Here is a 17,224-nt window from a genome sequence, read left to right as displayed (position 1 = left end):
CGACTTGAATGAAGTGCCCTAGCGCGCAACAATTTCCGGTCCCAGGCAGAAGAGCCCATCGAGCACCGAGAGTCCTTCGATGAAGCCGTGGCGTTCCTCGAAGACCTGCCGGTAGGGCCGCACCGCTTTTCCGAAGTTGCCGGCACCTGCGTCCCCGCCCATAAACGCATCGGTTGCCGTGATCGTGAGCGGCAGTTGGAGCAACTGGAGAATGCAACGGGTGGTAGCCAGATTATACTCCCAGAGCCGTTCGTGGTGCTCCCCGGCGACCGCAAATAGTTCATCGGCGTAGTGCTCGAAGTAAGGTGCCCTGCCGTAGGCCGACCGAATAGCCTGCTCGTGTTGCCGCTGCCAGTCGGTGAGGTAACTGATGTGGACTTCCCGGACCGGCATCTGCTGGTGCTTGCCGCCGGCGAGGGGAACGGACAGCAACAGTGGTCCGTTGGCGGTAGCGATGCGGCACCGGTTGCGGAACCCACCCTTCTGGTAATTTTCGTGGGCCTCCCAGGTCCACCTACCTCCTTCGATCGCGGCGAGGAACCAGCTCAGCGGGGGGAAGTAAGCGGTGGTGGTGAGCATGGAATTACGAAAGTTGGGGTGCAAACATATGAGAAATGGCCACGGTTACGAAAGCATGAATGCATCAGACAAACTTACCGACCGCTACAAAAAGCAAAACCCACTCACCCAGTATCCCCAGCCGCCGTTTCCGCGCCAGCCGCAGAATCGCCCGGGATCGGTGAATAAAATGGAGCCCGAACCCGACCACGGCGAGAAAAGCTACGTTGGTTTCGGCCGCCTGAAGGACCGCAAAGCCCTCGTCACCGGAGGAGATTCGGGAATCGGACGCGCCGCCGCCATTGCCTTCGCCCGCGAGGGTGCCGACGTCGCCATCAATTACCTGCCGAGTGAAGAACAGAACGCCCAGGAAGTCATCAAGCTCATCGAAGCGGAAGGCCGGAAGGGCATCGCCATACCCGGAGACATCATCGAAGAGAGCTTCTGCAACGAACTGGTAGAAAAGGCCGTAGCCGAGCTCGGCGGACTAGATATTCTGGTCAACAACGCCGGCCGCCAGACCGCTCAGAAGACCATCGACGAGCTCACGACGGAGCAATTCGACAACACCTTTAAGGTAAATGTATACGCGCCGTTCTGGATCTCGAAAGCGGCCCTGAAACACATGTCCGCCGGTGCCTCGATCATCAATACGGCATCCGTACAATCCTTCGATCCGTCGCCGAACTTGCTTGATTACGCCCAGACGAAGGCCTGTAACGTAGCCTTCACCAAGGCCCTGGCCCAGCAGGTGGCCGAACAGGGCATCCGCGTGAACGCCGTGGCGCCCGGTCCGATCTGGACGCCGCTGCAGTCTTCCGGTGGCCAGCCCCAGGATAAGATCGAGAAGTTCGGCTCCACCACCGCACTCAAGCGCCCCGGTCAACCCGTGGAACTGGCCGCGATTTACGTGCTCCTAGCCTCCCAGGAAGCCAGCTACATCACCGGCGAGGTGATGGGCGTGACGGGAGGTGAAATGCCCTATTAAAATAAAGCTAGAATGTATCCTTCCCGCGGGGGTGCTCGTTTTACGGGCATCCCCGTCTTTTTACCGGCCCGATCATGCCGACGCACAAATTTCTCACGACCTATGACTGCACGATTTACCCTGTTCTTACTACTGGCATCGCTGGGGATTTTCGCCCAGAGCAATCCCCAGGCCTTCGCCCTCTACAACAAAAAGGGAAAGGAAGTCTCCTTCAATAAAATGATGAAGGACCTCGGCGATGCGGACGTTATTCTCTTCGGGGAGTACCACGATAATCCCATCGGCCACTGGATGGAGCTCGAGATTGCCGACCGGCTCGGCGAATACGACCTGGGCCTGGAGATGTTTGAAACCGATGAGCAGGATGCCCTCGACCGCTTTATGACCGAGGAAATAACCGTTGAGGAGCTCGATAGCATCATCGGGGGGGTGTGGCCCAACTTCAAAACGGACTATCTGCCGCTGCTCCTTAAGGCACGCCGCGACTCTGCCGCAGTCATCGCCACCAACACTCCCCGTCGCTACGCCCGCATGGTATTTCAGCGCGGGCTCGTCGTTCTCCAGTCCCTACCCGACGAAGATCAGGCGTTCTTGCCGCCGCTCCCACCTCCCTACGATCCCGAATTGCCCTCCTACAAAGCGATGGTCGTATCCAGTCAGGGAATGGGACACAACGGCGAAAACTACCCGAAGGCACAGGCCATCAAGGACGCTACCATGGCGTGGTTCATCGCCAAGAATATCCGTGCGGGGCGTACGATGTTGCACCTGAACGGCAGTTACCACAGCGACGATTTCGAGGGGATCGGATGGTACCTACGGCAGTACAAACCCCAGCTCCGGGTCGTGACCATCACCACTTTGGAGCAACCGTCCGTAGACGAGCTCCTGCCCGAGTTCGTGGGCAAGGCAAACTATACGCTGCTCGTGCCCGATAACATGACAAAAACCTACTAGCTGGAATATTATTGTCCCCACACGGCATCGAACACCAGGAGAATGGCAATGATGCCCGAAAAAACGGCCGAAAAGAGTACCGCCCCCGCCGCCACGTCCTTCGCTTTACCAGCTAGTACGTTGTATTCGGGACTCACCAGATCGACCACGTACTCTACCGCGGTATTGAGGGCTTCGGCGGCCAGCACCAGGCCCGAGCAGAGCAGTACGGCTACCCACTTCCAGAGCGGAAAGTCAAGGGCCCAGCTCAGGACCATCATACCCACGAAGGCCAGCATGTGGATTTTAGATGGGGCATGGTTGCTCAGCAGGTCGTAGGCTCCCCGAAAGGCATAGCCGAATGCTGAGAGTCGTCCCCGGGAATAGCTGATCAATCGCTTCATATCTATACCTTCAAGGCCGGTCGCCCGCCAGTTGTTCGGCCCGACGCCTTTACATCCAACCGACACCGCCGCGCAGCGCGATGAATGCGGTGAGCGCCAGTAGCGGAGCCAGCCATCCGGTGATGAGGTAGGTGTAGTAGTCGCGGGTCACCCGACTCGGCTGCACCCACTCGACCACGTGACTAAGCCCCCAGATTGCCAAGCAGATCGCACCAAGAATGACGGCCAGCAGGGTGCCGGCGTACTCGTCGTACAGCATCAGTAGCGAGTAGAAAATGAGCTGGGCGATCAGCAGCAGGGCGAAATTCACTCGCCGCGCTCCTCCGTGATCATGGCCCGGGTCTCGATCCGGTTTAGCAGGTGCATTCCCACCTTTTCGCCCTGCGCCACACCGTAATCGATGGCCGGCCGGTAGTGAATACCACCGTAGAGGCGACTGATCGCAGCCTCTTCACTGGCCGCCAGGAAACTGGGGAACGAGCGCGTCGGTAGGTCGTATTCTTCCTCGCTGTCGTCGTCGAAGGCGAAGTTATCGCCATAGAGATCGGTCAGCACGACGGCACAGGCCCGGCTCACGACCGAGTGCCCGCTGGTGTGTTCGGGGAAGGGGGGCGTCTGCAGCAGCGGCCGCCATTCCTGGTCGATGTGGCGGTTGATGAAGGTTTCGGGCCGCACCAGTTTACTCCGGTACTTCTCCTCCCAGCAGCTGATGAAGGCGTCGTACATCGCCATACTCACCACCGCGTAGGTTTCCACGGTACGGGCGAAGTCGGCGTCCGCCTTCTTGGCCGCGATGGCCGCGATGTTCACCCAGTGGCCGCCGGGCGTGATCTTTTTGGTCGCAAACATGAGGTGCCCCACCGTATGGCTGACGTAGGGGTTGCAGTCCCAAAATTGGGCGATGGCCTGCCGCTCGGCCGATTCCTCCTCGCTCACGCCGGTAAAGACCGAGTACACCTCGTCGACTTCCTGCATCCACTTGCTGTCCGGCTCGAGGCTATACTCCGTGGGGGGCAGGGGACGAAACTGACTGGCGCTGTCGAGGGTAAAGGGCCGAATCTTCATCCAGCTGGGCTCGATGCCGTCCATATAGTCCGGCGGGGTAGGCTGCCACCTCCTTTCATCGTCGGAAATGGAATATTTCGGGAAGGTGCGGGTCTGTTTGTACATATCGCCGGCGTACCACTTAATGATGTGGTCGGCGACCGCTTCACCGTAGGCAACGGAGGCATCGAAAACAGTGGAGGGCATCCCGACTTTGCGCACTTCGGCGTAGAGGACACCTTTGAACTCATCCATTTTATCCTCACTGAAGATCAGGCTCTTACCTACCTTCAGTTGGGCGGCTACCGCAGCCAGCGGAAAGGCAATTTCCGTATTAGCGGGGGGCGGGGGCGCGGGAGCAAGGTGGGAAACCTGACCGGCAAGGCTCTTCAGGTTCGGATCCCCGGCAGCGAGTGCTTCGTACCCGGCAATACTGGAGTACGCATAGATGCGGCTGGCAACGGGGGGAGAGAAAATATCGTGGACGATGACGTCGGTCAGTTGCTTCACGCTACGGTGAAAAAACTCCGGCTGAGCGACTTCTTCCTGGTAGTTCGGATTAATGTCCTCGCCACAGGAGGTCGCCAGAACGGCTACGATAAAAAGGGGAACGATTCGAATGTACAGCTTCATGCGGGTGCTGATTGGGTCAACGAAAAAAGGCAGCACGTCTTTGCGGTGGTTGGTTCAAAGGTACAACGCGCGAAGCAGCGGGAAGGATACCTAGCCGACAAGAAGCCGCCCTGAGTGTCTCACTCTGTGCAGAATCCGGGGCTCCGGTGCATAATAAACCGTTCGAGCAGTCGCTCGTATTCCCGTGAGTTCCACACTACGTTGTGGGCGTGCCAGGCACCCCAGTCGAGGCGGTGGTAGGTGAGCAGTCCCGTATCGATTTTCTCGGCGATCAGGTCTGACTGACCGGGGGCCGTAAGGGTATCCGCCAGCGAGTGAAGTAAAAGGACGGGTACCCGGATCTTCTCTCCCGCCCGCAGCGGACTGGCACTCATAAAGTCGGTCCCGCTACGAAAGGACACCCAGCGAAAGGTACCGGGGGTAAGTGCGGAAAGCACCGGTCCGAAGTCCCGTACGCCCCGCTCCGTGATGGCCGTTTCCCAGTCTGCATAGGGGCTCTCGGCTATGACGAAAGCCGGATCAACCGTCTCCCGACCGGCGGCGAGCAGGGCCGTTGCCGCTCCCCAGCTCTCTCCAAACCAGCCGATGCGGTCGTCGGGTAGCCCGGTGACCGACTTAAGGTAGGCGTGGGCGGCCAGCAGATCGGTGGCTTCGTTGACCCCGCCCGTCCCGTAGGCTTCGTCGCTTTCCCCGAAGCCGCGGTGGTCGTAGAGCAGGAGGTCGCAGTTGCAGCGGTCGAAGTAGGGCGTGTACTTCAACATGCTAAGTCGATTGTCGTGGTAGCCATGGGCAAAGATCACGGCGCAGTCCGCGTTGTCCTGTTGGTAATACCAACCCCGCAGGTTCAGCCCGTCTACCGGGCTGCGGAACGACACTTCGGTGGGCGGCGGCAACTCTCCCCGGATGCTGTCTATGTTGACCTTCCACTGCTCGGTCGCGATGCGGTAGGATTCCTCGAGGCTGCGGTTGGGCGTGTCCAGTACCAGGTTGCTAACGAAGAACGTTATTCCGACGTAGAGCACTACCAGGGCGGCGAGGAAGAAGAGGAACGTTTTCATTGTCGATCGGCTAACATAAGGTCAAAGGTAGGCGCTCTATCTTCGCGACCGAAATCGCATGTCAGGACTCGAAAGCAAATACCGTACTCAGGCCCTCGTTCAGCTGCTACTGGCCGTTGCCCTCCTCGTAGTCATCAACGTGCTGGCCAACTCCCGCATAGGCAATACCCGGCTGTACGGCGCGCTCGATCTTACTCAGGACAAGCGCTTCACCCTCACGGAGCACACCCAGCGCCAACTTGCAGATCTGGACGAACCGATCTACGTGCGCATTTTGCTGGAGGGCGAACTCCCGGCCAGCTACGAGCGCTTGCGCACCGCGGTAGAGGAAACCCTTGAAGACTTCGCGGGCTACACCGACTACGTAGAGTACGAATTCGTCGACCCGCTGATCGGCCAGCCCGACGACGTGCGGCAGCGGCAGGAGGACATGCTGAAGGACGGCATCATTCCCATCACCGATTACCAGCAGTCGGCCGGTGAGCGCACCACCAAGGCAATCTATCCCTACGCCCTGTTCTACTACGGAGATCGCCAGCGCATCGTACCCCTGATCTCCAGTGCCCGCCCCGACGTTCCCATCGAGCAGCAGCTCAACCAGGCCGAAAATCTGCTGGAATACAACTTCACCCGGGCCATCGACGGGCTGCTGAGCAACGACAAACCGGTCATCGGCTTCACCCTGGGCAACGGCGAGCTGGGCCCGCTGCAGTTTGCCGACCTGGTCAGTGAATTGCGCAAGGATTACGAGGTGGGGCCCGTTTACCTGGACAGCTTTGCTACCCTGCCGCCGGACATCGATCTGCTGATCGTGGCCAAACCCACCGAGACCTTCACCGATTTCGAAGCCTTCCAACTCGACCAGTACGTCATGAACGGCGGGAAGGTCGTCTGGGCCATCGACGCCGTTGCGATGGATTACGACAGTTTGCGGGCCACCGGAGAGGCTTACCCCGAATCGCGCACTACGGGGCTAGAAGACCTGTTTTTCCGCTACGGTTTCCGGCTCGGCAATCAACTGGTGCTCGACCTCGTCAATACGCCCATTCCGATTGCGACAAATCAGGGACAGACCGGACCCAAATTTTCCCTCGTACCCTTCCCGTACCACGTACTGGCCCTGCCGCAGGGCGACAATCCGATCGTCCAAAACCTGGATGGGGTAGACATGCGCTACCCTACCCTGATCGAGCTCGTCGGGGGCGACGATGCGGTCGAGGAAACCGTGCTGCTGGCCAGTAGCGACCGGGCCCGCCGCCAGCGACTTCCCTCACCGATCGACCTCGACGCCCAGAAATTCAGCGTGGACCTCGAGCGCTTCAACGAAAGCGACCTGCCCCTGGCCGTGCTCCTGCGGGGTACCTTCTCAAGTCCCTACGCCAACCGACTCAGCCGCGAAAACGAACGGCTGCTGGAACGCGGCGGCCTGAGTTACCGGGATCAGTCCGTACCCACTTCGATGATCGTCATCAGCGACGGCGATGTGCTCGCCAACAGCGTCAACAGCCGCGGCGAAGTGGGCTTCCTGGGCGTCAATCAGTTTTCCAAAATCCCGTACGCCAACAAGACCTTCATGCTCAACGCCGTGGAGTACTTGCTCAATCCGGACGGGGTAATTGCGAGTCGCAGCAAACAGGTCAAGCTGCGGCTGCTGGACCAGAATCGAGCCCTACAGGAATCCGGGTACTGGCGCTTCCTGAACCTGGGAGTTCCCCTACTGGTACTGACCGTTTTCGGCCTGCTGTTCCATTACCTACGCCGCCGGCGCTACGCAAGACCATGAAGCGCACCTTAATCCTCTTAGTGGCGGTAATCTTGTTCGGCGCCCTCGCCTGGTACGCCACCGCGGAACGTACGGCAGCCGGTAGGGACTACGAGCGCGCCTTTGCCTTTCCGGAGACCGAACGCATCGCGCGCATTTTCATCGCCGACCGGGAGGGCCACCGCGCGGAACTCACCCGCGGTGGGGAAACGGGTTGGCAATACAACGGACAGCCCGCCAACGAGAACGTGATGAAAAACCTGCTGCAGGCGATCGAGCACATCGAAGTGCAGTCGCTGCCCACCAGCAAGGCGGTTCCCAACCTGGTCAGAAACCTGGCGGGCGGCGGCATCCTGGTGCAACTCTTCGATGCCGACGGCACCAAGCTGCGCGGATACTACATCGGTGGAGGCGCGAACGGCGAACTGGGCACCGCAGCCATCATGGAGGAGAGCGAGAACCCCTACATCGTCCACCTGCCGATGTGGACCGGCAACCTACGCCACCGGTTTAATCTCCGCGACGACGAGTGGCGATCTAAGCTGCTCTTCAACGTTGACCCCGCACGCGTGGAGTACCTGAGCATCGACTACCCAAAACAACGGAACAAAAGTTTTCAGCTCGAACGGACTGCGGCGGGTGGCTACCGAGTCACTGCGCTTTACGATAGCGGCACACCGGAGCTTGCCGTCCCGGCCGGGGTAGCCGAGGGGGTGCTATCCCGGTACGAAAAATTTTACATCAGCCGCTACGAGAATCAGGACGAGCCTTCGATTCGCGCGGCTCGCGCGGTGCTCCCCTTCGCCATCATCCGGATTAAAGAGGCCGATCGGGCAGAGCAAGTGATGAAGGTTTACCCCCGCTTCGTCGATCCAGCCGGCGAGAGCCTAGGTGCGTACACCGCCTTCATCAACGACGACCGCGACTGGGTACTGCTGGCCGTAGAAACCACCCAACCCTTACTGGTGAGTTATGATTCGTTTTAGCCTGTTGTGTCTGTTTTTGTGGACGGCAATGCCCACCGCGCCTCCCCCGTGGGGATTTTTCGGGCACCGGCGCATCAACCGGCTCGCCACCTTCACCCTGCCGCCGGAAATGATGCCGCTGTTTCGTGCCAACATCGACTACCTGGCGGAGCACGCCGTAGACCCGGACAAGCGGCGCTATGCCAGCAAGCACGAAGCCATCCGCCACTACATCGATCTGGACCGTTGGGGCACACTGCCCTTCGATGATCTCCCCCGGTACTACACCGATGCGCTGATGAAGTATGCAACCGTCGAAGTTGTCGGATATCGGGGCGACACGGTAAGCTGGCGGCAGGATACGGTGATCGGCGATCGCGTCCTACTAACATCTGAAGCCCAAACCATCGACGTAGCCGATACATCGTACCGGCAACTGTGGTTGCGCAGCGTGCTGCCGGCCCTGCGTGCGGACGAGTCAAATATTCCACCGGATTCCTTGCTTGCCGTCGGCTTCCCGGGTCCGATAAAGAAAGCGGTAGTGACCGATCATTTTTCGGCCGGCGGCATCCTTCCCTACCACCTGGCGGCCTACCACCGGCAGCTGACGCAGGCGTTTGTGGACGAAGACGCCCCCCGAATCCTGCGCCTGGCCGCGGAAATCGGCCACTACGTTGGCGATGCCCATGTCCCCCTCCACACCACCGAAAATTACAACGGCCAACTGACCGGACAGACCGGCATCCATGCCTTCTGGGAAAGCCGGCTGCCGGAGTTGTTCGCGGACGGGGAGTACGACTATTTCGTCGGTGGCGCCGAATACATCCAAACGCCGGTGACGTATTACTGGGACATCGTACTGGAGAGCCATGCCCTCGTGGATAGCGTCCTGACTACCGAGCGTCGCCTACGTGAGCGGTTTCCGGCCGATCAGCAGTTTTGCTACGAGGAGCGGCTCGGCCGCCAGGTCAGAACGCAGTGCACCGAGTTTTCGCGGGCCTGGTCAGAAGCTATGAACGGCATGGTCGAAGACCGCTTCCGTGCGGCCATCCGCAGCGTGGGATCGGTCTGGTACAGTTGCTGGGTCGATGCCGGGCAGCCCGACCTGAGCGAGCTGAGTGGTGGGCCGCTCTCCCACCCCACCGACAGCCTCCCGGTTTTGCAGACCAGCCCTGACTCGCGCGCCCATGAATAAGCTGTACGTGATCCTGGCGGGACTACTCTTCGTTGTAACGGCCGTCTTCTCGACCGGACACCACCAGGGCGACGAGCACTTCCAGATCCTCGAATTTGCGGGTTATAAGTTGGGGATGGTGGAGACCGACGACCTACCCTGGGAGTTTGACGATCGGATGCGTCCGGCGCTGCAACCGGCCATTGCCTACGTGGTCTACCGGATCGTCGGATTGGCCGGTGAGCCCAATCCGTTCACGGTAGCCCTACTGCTGCGGCTGCTCTCCGGGGCGTTCACGCTCGTGGTAGCCCTTTTGCTATACGATCGCTACGGCAGGCGGATGTCGCTGGAAGTGCGCCCCTGGTTCGTGCTCCTCCTGCTATTTAACTGGTGCGCCTACTATAACGGGGTGAGGTTTTCGAGCGAAAACTGGTCGGGACTGACTGCGGTGCTTGGGTTTTTGGCATATCCGCTGGCTAGACCCACGGGATTTCACCGGTTCACGGGTCGTGGCGGGTATTCGGCATTCGTGGCGGGGATCTGCTTCGGCCTGGCCTTCCTGTTTCGTTACCAGATGGGACTGCTGATCGCCGGGTTCGGATTGTGGCTGGTGGTCGTCGAGCGCGAGCGTTGGCAAAATATTGCAGTTGTCATATTGGGTGGGCTGACCGCTTTGCTGCTTACCTATCCGCTTTCGTACTGGCTGTACGGCGAATGGACCCTCCCGGCCTGGAATTACCTGACCGCCAACCTGATCGAGGGCAAGGCGGCTACCTACGGCACCCGGCCCTGGTACGCCTACCCGATACTGGTATTTCTGCGGGGGATTCCGCCGGTCAGTCTGGTGTACCTGGCCGGAGCGTTTGCCTTTTTCTGGTACTTTCGCCGCGATCCGGTGAGCTGGATGGTCGTAGCCTTCATGGTCGCCCATTCCTTGCTGGCGCGGAAGGACGTTCGCTTCCTGTTTCCGCTCATCCCCCTACTGCCCGTGCTCGTGGCCGGAGCGGCTACCGAATGGCAACGTAGGCGCGGGACGGCGGTCTGGCGCAAAAAGTGGGTGAAGGGGTTGGTTGCCGTCGCGTGGGTCACCAACCTGTTGTTGCTTGCCATCGTCCTCACCCGCCCTGCCGCCTCCGAGATTGCCCCCGCCGCTTTCGTGTATGACAGCTATGCGGAAGGGGCTACGTTGGTGGGTCCGGATCGGGAAATCCTCGTAGCGGAGGGCTCCACCGGCCGGTATTACCTACGATCGTCCCACCAATTGGCGTTGCTCTCTTCCAAAGATCACGGCACCTGCGGCCCCGCCCCCTGCCTCTTCGTGACAAATACGCGGGAAGTACCCTCCCCCCCGGGGGATGCCGTGCTGGTATTTACGGACCGCCCCCGTTGGATCGATGCAGTGAACGTCGGGGGGTGGGCGGACCGGCAAAAATGGTGGTACATCTACGAATTGAAGTAGGCCGACGGTAAGCCGTCTTCGCAAGCGGCGTTTGCCTATATTTGCCGCCCTATGACTGCCCAGACTACCGACCTCTCCACCAACTGGACCCTCGCGGAACTACAGAAACTGCACGACAGCCCCCTCATGGAACTGCTGTACCGGGCCGCTACGGTCCACCGTCAGCACCACGATCCGAATGAGGTACAGGTGTCGAGCCTCGTCAGCATTAAAACCGGTGGCTGCCCCGAAGACTGCGGATACTGTCCCCAGGCCGCCCGTTACCACACCGACATCGAGGAAAACGCCCTGATGTCCGTCGAACAGGTCAAAGCCGCCGCCGAGCGCGCCAAGGGATTGGGCAGCAGCCGCCTCTGTATGGGAGCCGCGTGGAGAAACGTGCGCGACGACGATGAATTCGGGCAAGTCCTGGAGCTGGTCCGTACCGTGAACGGGCTGGACATGGAAGTCTGCGCCACCCTCGGCATGCTGACGCCCAACCAGGCCGATCGCCTCGCCGCCGCCGGACTGTACGCCTACAACCACAACCTCGACAGCAGCGAAGAATACTACAAGGAAGTAATCTCCACCCGGGGCTACCAGGACCGCCTGGAAACCATCGGCAACGCCCGTAAGGCCGGACTGACCGTTTGCTCCGGTGGAATCATCGGCATGGGCGAAACGGTGGACGACCGACTCAAAATGTTGCTTACCCTCGCCTCCCTTGACCCCGTTCCGGAATCGGTGCCCGTCAATGCCCTGGTAGCGGTGGAGGGTACCCCGCTGGAAGATCAGCAGCCGGTCAATATTTTCGAGATGGTGCGCATGATCGCCGTGACGCGGATCGTGCTGCCGACGACCACCGTCCGCCTGAGCGCGGGCAGAACCGAGATGAGTCCGGAGGGACAGGCCCTCTGCTTTTTCGCCGGGGCGGGAAGCATCTTCGCCGGCGATAAGCTGCTCACTACGCCTAATCCCGAAGCCTTCGCGGATATGGAACTGTTTGCCGCCCTCGGCCTGCGCCCCACCGCGGCCTACGCCAAGGGTGAACGGCCCGTTCCGACGGAAGATCCCGGCCCTCCGGGTGAGAAGCAGCGGGTACGCTGGAGCCGGCCCGGCCACAAGATCGAGCGCAACGAGGCCAAAAGACACTAAAATTAACTACCCGAAAATAGTACACTATGAGCCGCACAATGGTCGCCGGAAACTGGAAAATGAATACCACCCCCACCCAGGGCACCGCGCTGGTGAAGGAGGTTATGAATAAAGTACCCAATCCGCCCACGAAGGTGGTATTCGGGGTGCCGGCCATTCAACTGCTCGCCGTGCAGAAACTGGTCTCCGGTCACGCCAACTACGCCGTAGCCGCCCAGAACATGCACCAGGAAGAAAAGGGGGCCTATACCGGGGAGACCAGCGCGGAAATGCTAGTGGACGCGGGCATCGAATACGTGATTCTGGGCCACAGCGAACGCCGTGACTACGACGGCGAGGACGACGAACTCATCAACCGCAAGATCATCCGCGCGCTGGAAGCCGGGCTTAAGCCCATCTACTGCTGCGGCGAGAAACTCGACATCCGCGAAGCCAACAACCAGGAGGTTGTGGTCGGCAAGCAGATCGAGCAGGCTTTCTCCTCCCTCTCCCCCGAGCAGGTCGCTCAGATCGTGATCGCCTACGAACCCGTTTGGGCCATCGGCACGGGCGTGACCGCCAGCAAGGAGCAGGCCCAGGGCATGCACGACTACATTCGGCGCATGATCGCCAACCAATTCGGCAGCGAAGTGGCTAAGGGGATGACCATCCTGTACGGAGGTTCCGTAAAACCGGACAACGCCGAGGAACTTTTCGCGGAGCCCGACGTGGACGGTGGCCTCGTCGGAGGTGCCAGCCTGGACGCGGAAAACTTCGCGGCCATCATTCGGGCAATAAAGCCCGCTTAGACGAGCCGCTAAAGCTTATCCCTCTATATGAAATGAGAGGGTGAAGGTGCGGCTGGTTACTTTTTCCAGCACCCTGCTTTCGGGCAGCGTGGGATTAAACAGCAGCGTGTTGCCGATGCCGTGGCTAATCTTGAATTCCGGCGACAGGATGAAGTAGGGAAAGAAAATTTGGATGCCGGCCCCGTACTCGACGCTGAAATCGTGGGGACTGATGCGCACCAATTCCTCGGCCTGCCGTGTACGACTTTCGCTGGCTACATCAAAACTGTACTTCATGCCGGCGATCAGGAACAGTCGCTTATCGCGGTAGGGTGCCGATTTATAGCGGAAGTAAAAGGGCATCTCGACGAAGACCGACTCTACCTTTTCCTGGCTCTCGGCGCGGCGCACCGAGCTCTGGGTGTAATTGAGGGTGCGTTCGGCAAAGCTGAATCCCGGCGTGAACCGAAAGTCGAAGTACTTGCCCAGTTTGAGGTTGCCGATCAGGTTCAGGTTAAAACCGGGGCCGCTGAGGCTCGTTACCCCCACGATGCTATCGGCAAAAATGAAGTCCTTGCTGCGAAAGGGGGTATAGCGACTAGAGTTGTAGCCCAGCGTAATTCCGAAATAGTAGGGCTTCGCCTGGAAGTCGAAGAAATTCTGGTTCTTCCCTCCCACGAATTGGGCGCGGGCGCAGGAGCAGAGTCCTACCGTAAAGAGCAGGGTAAGAACTACCCGTTGGCGGTATAAATCGAGGCCACGCCAAAGGTGAGTGGTTTGCATTTAGTGTCGTTGTAGCCGACCCGGTCAAGGATCGCTGTAAAGTGTCTGCCGCTGGGAAAAACCTGCACGCTCTCGAAGAGGTACGCATAGGCGCGGGGGTCATTGCTCTGTAAACGGCCGATCAGCGGCATAATTTTGCCAAAGTAGAAATTAAACGCCCAGCGCAGGGGCGCAAACCGGATTCGGCTGAATTCCAGAACGACGAGTTTTCCGCCGGGACGCAGCACCCGCCGCATCTCCGCGAGTCCCCGCTCCAGGTTCTCGAAGTTCCTTACCCCGAAGGCCACCGTTACGGCATCGAAGGAATTGTCGGCAAATGGCAACTCCTCGCTGTCGCCCTGGAGTAGCGTGATCCGTCCGTCGAGCTGCAATTTTGTCACCTTTCGGCGGCCGATCTCCAGCATCCCCTCGCTGAGGTCGAGGCCGGTGACGTGCTCGGCGCCCGTGCGCTTTACGGTCTGGATGGCCACGTCGGCCGTGCCGGTGGCTACGTCGAGGATCTTGTGGTGAAGCGTGGGGTCGAGCTCGGCGATCAGCTTGCGCCGCCACAGGGTGTCGATGCCCAGGGAGGTGCCCCGGTTGAGCAGGTCGTAGGTCGGTGCGATCGAATCGAACATCCGCCCCACTTCTTCTTTCTTGGACTCCGCCCGTCCGTAGGGTTTGACCACCTTTTCCTTGCTTTTCATATGACCTAGTTAACGGGTCAAATTAGCTTTGGTTGAGGTAGGTTTTGAGGCACGATTTTTGTACCTTCGCGGGCGGGACAGACCGCGGAAATACTTGACTAACAAGGTGTCCGCGGGCTTGCCCCGCGCCGCGGCCCGCGGCGAAGCTAAAACAACCATTTTCAATGCCAAATCAAAGAATCATTCCGGTCAATATTGAAGACCAGATGAAATCGGCGTACATCGATTATTCGATGTCGGTCATCGTAAGCCGGGCCCTGCCCGATGTGCGGGACGGCCTCAAACCGGTCCACCGTCGCGTCCTCTTCGGCATGTCGGAGCTCGGACTGAGCTACCGGGGTTCCCACAAGAAATCAGCCCGTATCGTCGGCGAAGTACTCGGTAAGTACCACCCCCACGGCGATTCGTCGGTGTACGACACGATGGTGCGTATGGCCCAGGATTGGTCGCTGCGCTACCCCCTCGTGGACGGACAAGGAAACTTCGGATCGATGGACGGCGACAGCCCGGCGGCCATGCGCTACACGGAAGCCCGCCTGCAGCGCATCTCCGATAGCATTCTCGGGGACCTGGACAAAGACACGGTTGACTACCAGCTCAACTTCGACGATACGCTGAAGGAACCCACGGTAATGCCCACCCGCATTCCCAACCTGCTCGTCAATGGAGCATCCGGAATCGCGGTCGGTATGGCAACGAACATGCTACCCCACAACCTCAATGAGGTGGTGGACGGCATCATCGCCATGATCGATAATCCGGACATCACCATCGACGAGCTTATGGAGTTCGTCAAGGCACCGGACTTCCCCACCGGCGGCATCATCTACGGCATGGACGGCGTACGGGAGGCTTTCCGCACCGGCCGCGGCCGGGTGGTGGTACGGGGCCGGGCCGACATCAAGGTCGACAGCAACGACCGCGAAACGATCATCATCAGCGAGATCCCCTATCAGGTCAACAAGGCTACCCTGGTCGCCAAGATCGCCGAGCTGGTCAACGACGGCAAGATCACGGGAGTAAGCGCGGTACGGGATGAGTCCGACCGGGACGGTCTGCGCATCGTCATTGAGGTCAAGCGCGACGCCATGGCTTCGATCGTGCTGAGCTACCTGTACAAGTATACCCCCCTGCAGTCGAGCTACGGCGTGAACAACGTGGCGCTGGTCGGCGGCCGCCCCATGACGCTGAACCTCCAGGACCTGATCGAGGAGTTCGTAGCCTTCCGCCTGGAAGTGATTCAGCGCCGCACGCGTTTCGAATTGAATAAGGCCCTGGCCCGCGCCCACATTCTGATCGGGCTGCTGATTTCGCTGGACTACCTCGACGAGGTGATCCGGCTCATTCGCGCCAGTGCCAATCCGGAAGACGCCAAGAACGGGCTGATGGCGGGCGACTTCATCGAAGACAAGGCCGCGTTCTGGAATAAATTTGGCGAACTGGTTCGCGAAGTGCAGACCGACGAACTGGTGGTTGCCGACGGGAACGTTATGAGCGAGGAGCAGGCCCGGGCCATCCTCGACATGCGCCTGCAAAAACTGACGGGACTCGAGATCGACAAGATCCGCGACGAGTACGCGGAGATTCGTGCCCTGATCGACCGACTGCGGGAGATTCTCGAAAGCGAGGAACTTCAGCGGGACATCATCAAGGAAGAACTGCAGGACGTGCGCGCCCGCTTCGGCGACGAGCGGCGGTCCGAAATCAGCCTGGATACCTCCGACATTTCCATTACGGACATGATCGCCGATGAGGACGTCGTAGTGACCATCTCCCATCTCGGGTACATCAAGCGTACGCTGGTATCGGAGTACCGGGCCCAGAGTCGCGGTGGCCGCGGCAGCCGGGGATCCAAGACCCGCGATGCCGACTTCATCGAGCACATCTTCATCGCGAGCAACCACAACTACCTCCTGCTCTTTACCGAACAGGGCAGGTGCTACTGGTTGCGCATCTACGAAATACCGGAGGCGGGCAAGAACAGCGGCGGACGGGTACTGCAGAACATTCTCGCGATGCCCAAGGAGGACAACGTGCGGGCGTACATCAGCGTAGCCGACCTGACCGACGCGGAATTTCTCGCCCAGCACTCCGTCATCTTTGCCACCCGGAAGGGACAGGTCAAGAAGACCAGCCTGGAGGAATACAGCCGTCCCCGCACCAACGGGGTCAACGCCATCACCATCAACGAAGGCGACGAGCTGCTCGAAGCGCGCCTTACCACCGGCAACAGCCACGTTTTCCTGGCTACCCGCAAGGGGCAGGCCATTCACTTTGAAGAGGAGAAGGTGCGCAACATGGGTCGCAATGCCGCCGGTGTCCGGGGCATTACGCTCAACGGTGCGGAGGACGCGGTAGTCGGAATGGTCACCATCGACCACGACCTCGATGCCGACAAATCCATCCTGGTCGTCAGTGAGAAGGGAATGGGCAAGCGCTCCGAATGGTCCGAATACCGCATCACCAACCGTGGCGGTAAGGGCGTATCGACGATGAAGATTACCAAGAAAACCGGGGAACTGGTGACCATTAAGGCGGTCAGCGACGACGACGACCTGATGATCACGAACCGCTCCGGCATTCTGATCCGGACCTCCATGGAAGCCCTGCGCGTTATGGGTCGGTCCACTCAGGGGGTACGCCTCATCAAACTGGAAGCCGACGACGCCATTGCCGACGTGGCCGTGGTGAGTATCGACGAAGAAAGCATCGTTGCCGAGGAAGAGTAGCCACCGGCTATTCTCAACGGGTCAGCCGATTATATCGCACGACGAACACCATTAGAGAATGGTTGTTGCCGTAACTTTAGGAAGGCGTTAACGATACTTGCGCCCCTATGCACGTTTTGCAAGTACCCTCCACACAAATCAACT

Annotated in this window: 16 protein-coding genes; 9 read left to right on the top strand and 7 right to left on the bottom strand. The window is 59.8% G+C overall.

The features are described 5' to 3' along the window. Window positions 1–18: 18 nt before the first annotated feature. Complete coding sequence (locus tag GGR28_RS02080) at window positions 19–579, bottom strand: WbqC family protein (RefSeq protein WP_183494052.1); 561 nt, start codon at window positions 577–579, stop codon at window positions 19–21. Between the two features lie 55 nt (window positions 580–634). Between GGR28_RS02080 and GGR28_RS02075 the strand changes: the two genes are divergently transcribed. Both GGR28_RS02075 and GGR28_RS02070 read left to right on the top strand, forming a co-directional pair. Continuing rightward, entirely contained in the window at window positions 635–1,546 is a 912-nt protein-coding gene (locus GGR28_RS02075) for an SDR family oxidoreductase (RefSeq protein WP_183494530.1), read from the top strand. 102 nt (window positions 1,547–1,648) lie between these two features. Continuing rightward, complete coding sequence (locus GGR28_RS02070; RefSeq protein WP_183494051.1) at window positions 1,649–2,503, top strand: ChaN family lipoprotein; 855 nt, start codon at window positions 1,649–1,651, stop codon at window positions 2,501–2,503. An 8-nt stretch (window positions 2,504–2,511) separates the two neighbouring features. On the opposite strand, the gene GGR28_RS02065 is transcribed toward GGR28_RS02070, so the two are convergent. The 4 genes from GGR28_RS02065 to GGR28_RS02050 form a co-directional block, all read right to left on the bottom strand. Then, window positions 2,512–2,886 (bottom strand): diacylglycerol kinase family protein, encoded by a 375-nt coding sequence (locus GGR28_RS02065; protein ID WP_183494050.1) that lies wholly within the window; start codon window positions 2,884–2,886, stop codon window positions 2,512–2,514. Between the two features lie 49 nt (window positions 2,887–2,935). Further along, a complete protein-coding gene (locus GGR28_RS02060; protein WP_183494049.1) occupies window positions 2,936–3,196 on the bottom strand; it encodes a hypothetical protein in 261 nt (86 codons plus the stop codon). After that, the gene (locus tag GGR28_RS02055; protein WP_183494048.1) at window positions 3,193–4,563 is read right to left on the bottom strand and encodes a vanadium-dependent haloperoxidase; all 1,371 of its coding nucleotides are present in this window, start codon (window positions 4,561–4,563) and stop codon (window positions 3,193–3,195) included. The genes GGR28_RS02060 and GGR28_RS02055 overlap by 4 nt, the downstream gene beginning before the upstream one ends. Before the next feature lie 119 nt (window positions 4,564–4,682). After that, window positions 4,683–5,621 (bottom strand): alpha/beta hydrolase, encoded by a 939-nt coding sequence (locus GGR28_RS02050; protein ID WP_183494047.1) that lies wholly within the window; start codon window positions 5,619–5,621, stop codon window positions 4,683–4,685. Window positions 5,622–5,679: 58 nt separating this feature from the next. Between GGR28_RS02050 and gldG the strand changes: the two genes are divergently transcribed. The 6 genes from gldG (at window position 5,680) to tpiA (ending at window position 12,903) form a co-directional block, all read left to right on the top strand. Beyond that, window positions 5,680–7,404 (top strand): gliding motility-associated ABC transporter substrate-binding protein GldG, encoded by a 1,725-nt coding sequence (gene gldG, locus GGR28_RS02045; protein WP_183494046.1) that lies wholly within the window; start codon window positions 5,680–5,682, stop codon window positions 7,402–7,404. Then, the gene (locus tag GGR28_RS02040) at window positions 7,401–8,369 is read left to right on the top strand and encodes a hypothetical protein (protein ID WP_183494045.1); all 969 of its coding nucleotides are present in this window, start codon (window positions 7,401–7,403) and stop codon (window positions 8,367–8,369) included. The genes gldG and GGR28_RS02040 overlap by 4 nt, the downstream gene beginning before the upstream one ends. After that, the gene (locus GGR28_RS02035) at window positions 8,356–9,543 is read left to right on the top strand and encodes a zinc dependent phospholipase C family protein (protein WP_183494044.1); all 1,188 of its coding nucleotides are present in this window, start codon (window positions 8,356–8,358) and stop codon (window positions 9,541–9,543) included. Before GGR28_RS02040 ends, GGR28_RS02035 begins: the two co-directional genes overlap by 14 nt. Beyond that, window positions 9,536–10,981, top strand: a complete 1,446-nt coding sequence (locus tag GGR28_RS02030) for a glycosyltransferase family protein (protein ID WP_183494043.1) — start codon at window positions 9,536–9,538, stop codon at window positions 10,979–10,981. Before GGR28_RS02035 ends, GGR28_RS02030 begins: the two co-directional genes overlap by 8 nt. Before the next feature lie 126 nt (window positions 10,982–11,107). Next, a complete protein-coding gene (bioB, locus tag GGR28_RS02025) occupies window positions 11,108–12,115 on the top strand; it encodes a biotin synthase BioB (RefSeq protein WP_406603753.1) in 1,008 nt (335 codons plus the stop codon). 26 nt (window positions 12,116–12,141) lie between these two features. Then, window positions 12,142–12,903, top strand: coding sequence for a triose-phosphate isomerase (gene tpiA / locus GGR28_RS02020; RefSeq protein WP_183494041.1), 762 nt, complete (start codon window positions 12,142–12,144; stop codon window positions 12,901–12,903). Window positions 12,904–12,918: 15 nt separating this feature from the next. Here tpiA and porT read toward each other — a convergent pair whose 3' ends face one another. Both porT and ubiE read right to left on the bottom strand, forming a co-directional pair. After that, window positions 12,919–13,665: a type IX secretion/gliding motility protein PorT/SprT gene (porT, locus tag GGR28_RS02015; RefSeq protein ID WP_183494040.1), complete on the bottom strand. Its 747-nt coding sequence runs from the start codon at window positions 13,663–13,665 to the stop codon at window positions 12,919–12,921. Further along, complete coding sequence (gene ubiE / locus GGR28_RS02010) at window positions 13,614–14,351, bottom strand: bifunctional demethylmenaquinone methyltransferase/2-methoxy-6-polyprenyl-1,4-benzoquinol methylase UbiE (protein WP_183494039.1); 738 nt, start codon at window positions 14,349–14,351, stop codon at window positions 13,614–13,616. The genes porT and ubiE overlap by 52 nt, the downstream gene beginning before the upstream one ends. Before the next feature lie 164 nt (window positions 14,352–14,515). On the opposite strand from ubiE, the gene gyrA reads away from it, so the two are divergent. Continuing rightward, on the top strand, window positions 14,516–17,080 hold the full coding sequence (gene gyrA, locus GGR28_RS02005) for a DNA gyrase subunit A (RefSeq protein WP_183494038.1): 2,565 nt from the start codon (window positions 14,516–14,518) through the stop codon (window positions 17,078–17,080). Window positions 17,081–17,224: the final 144 nt, after the last annotated feature.

The sequence above is a fragment of the Neolewinella aquimaris genome, from assembly GCF_014197245.1.
Lineage (GTDB): Bacteria > Bacteroidota > Bacteroidia > Chitinophagales > Saprospiraceae > Neolewinella > Neolewinella aquimaris.
Note: the sequence above shows the minus strand (reverse complement) of the source record. Positions and strands in the feature narration are given on the sequence as shown.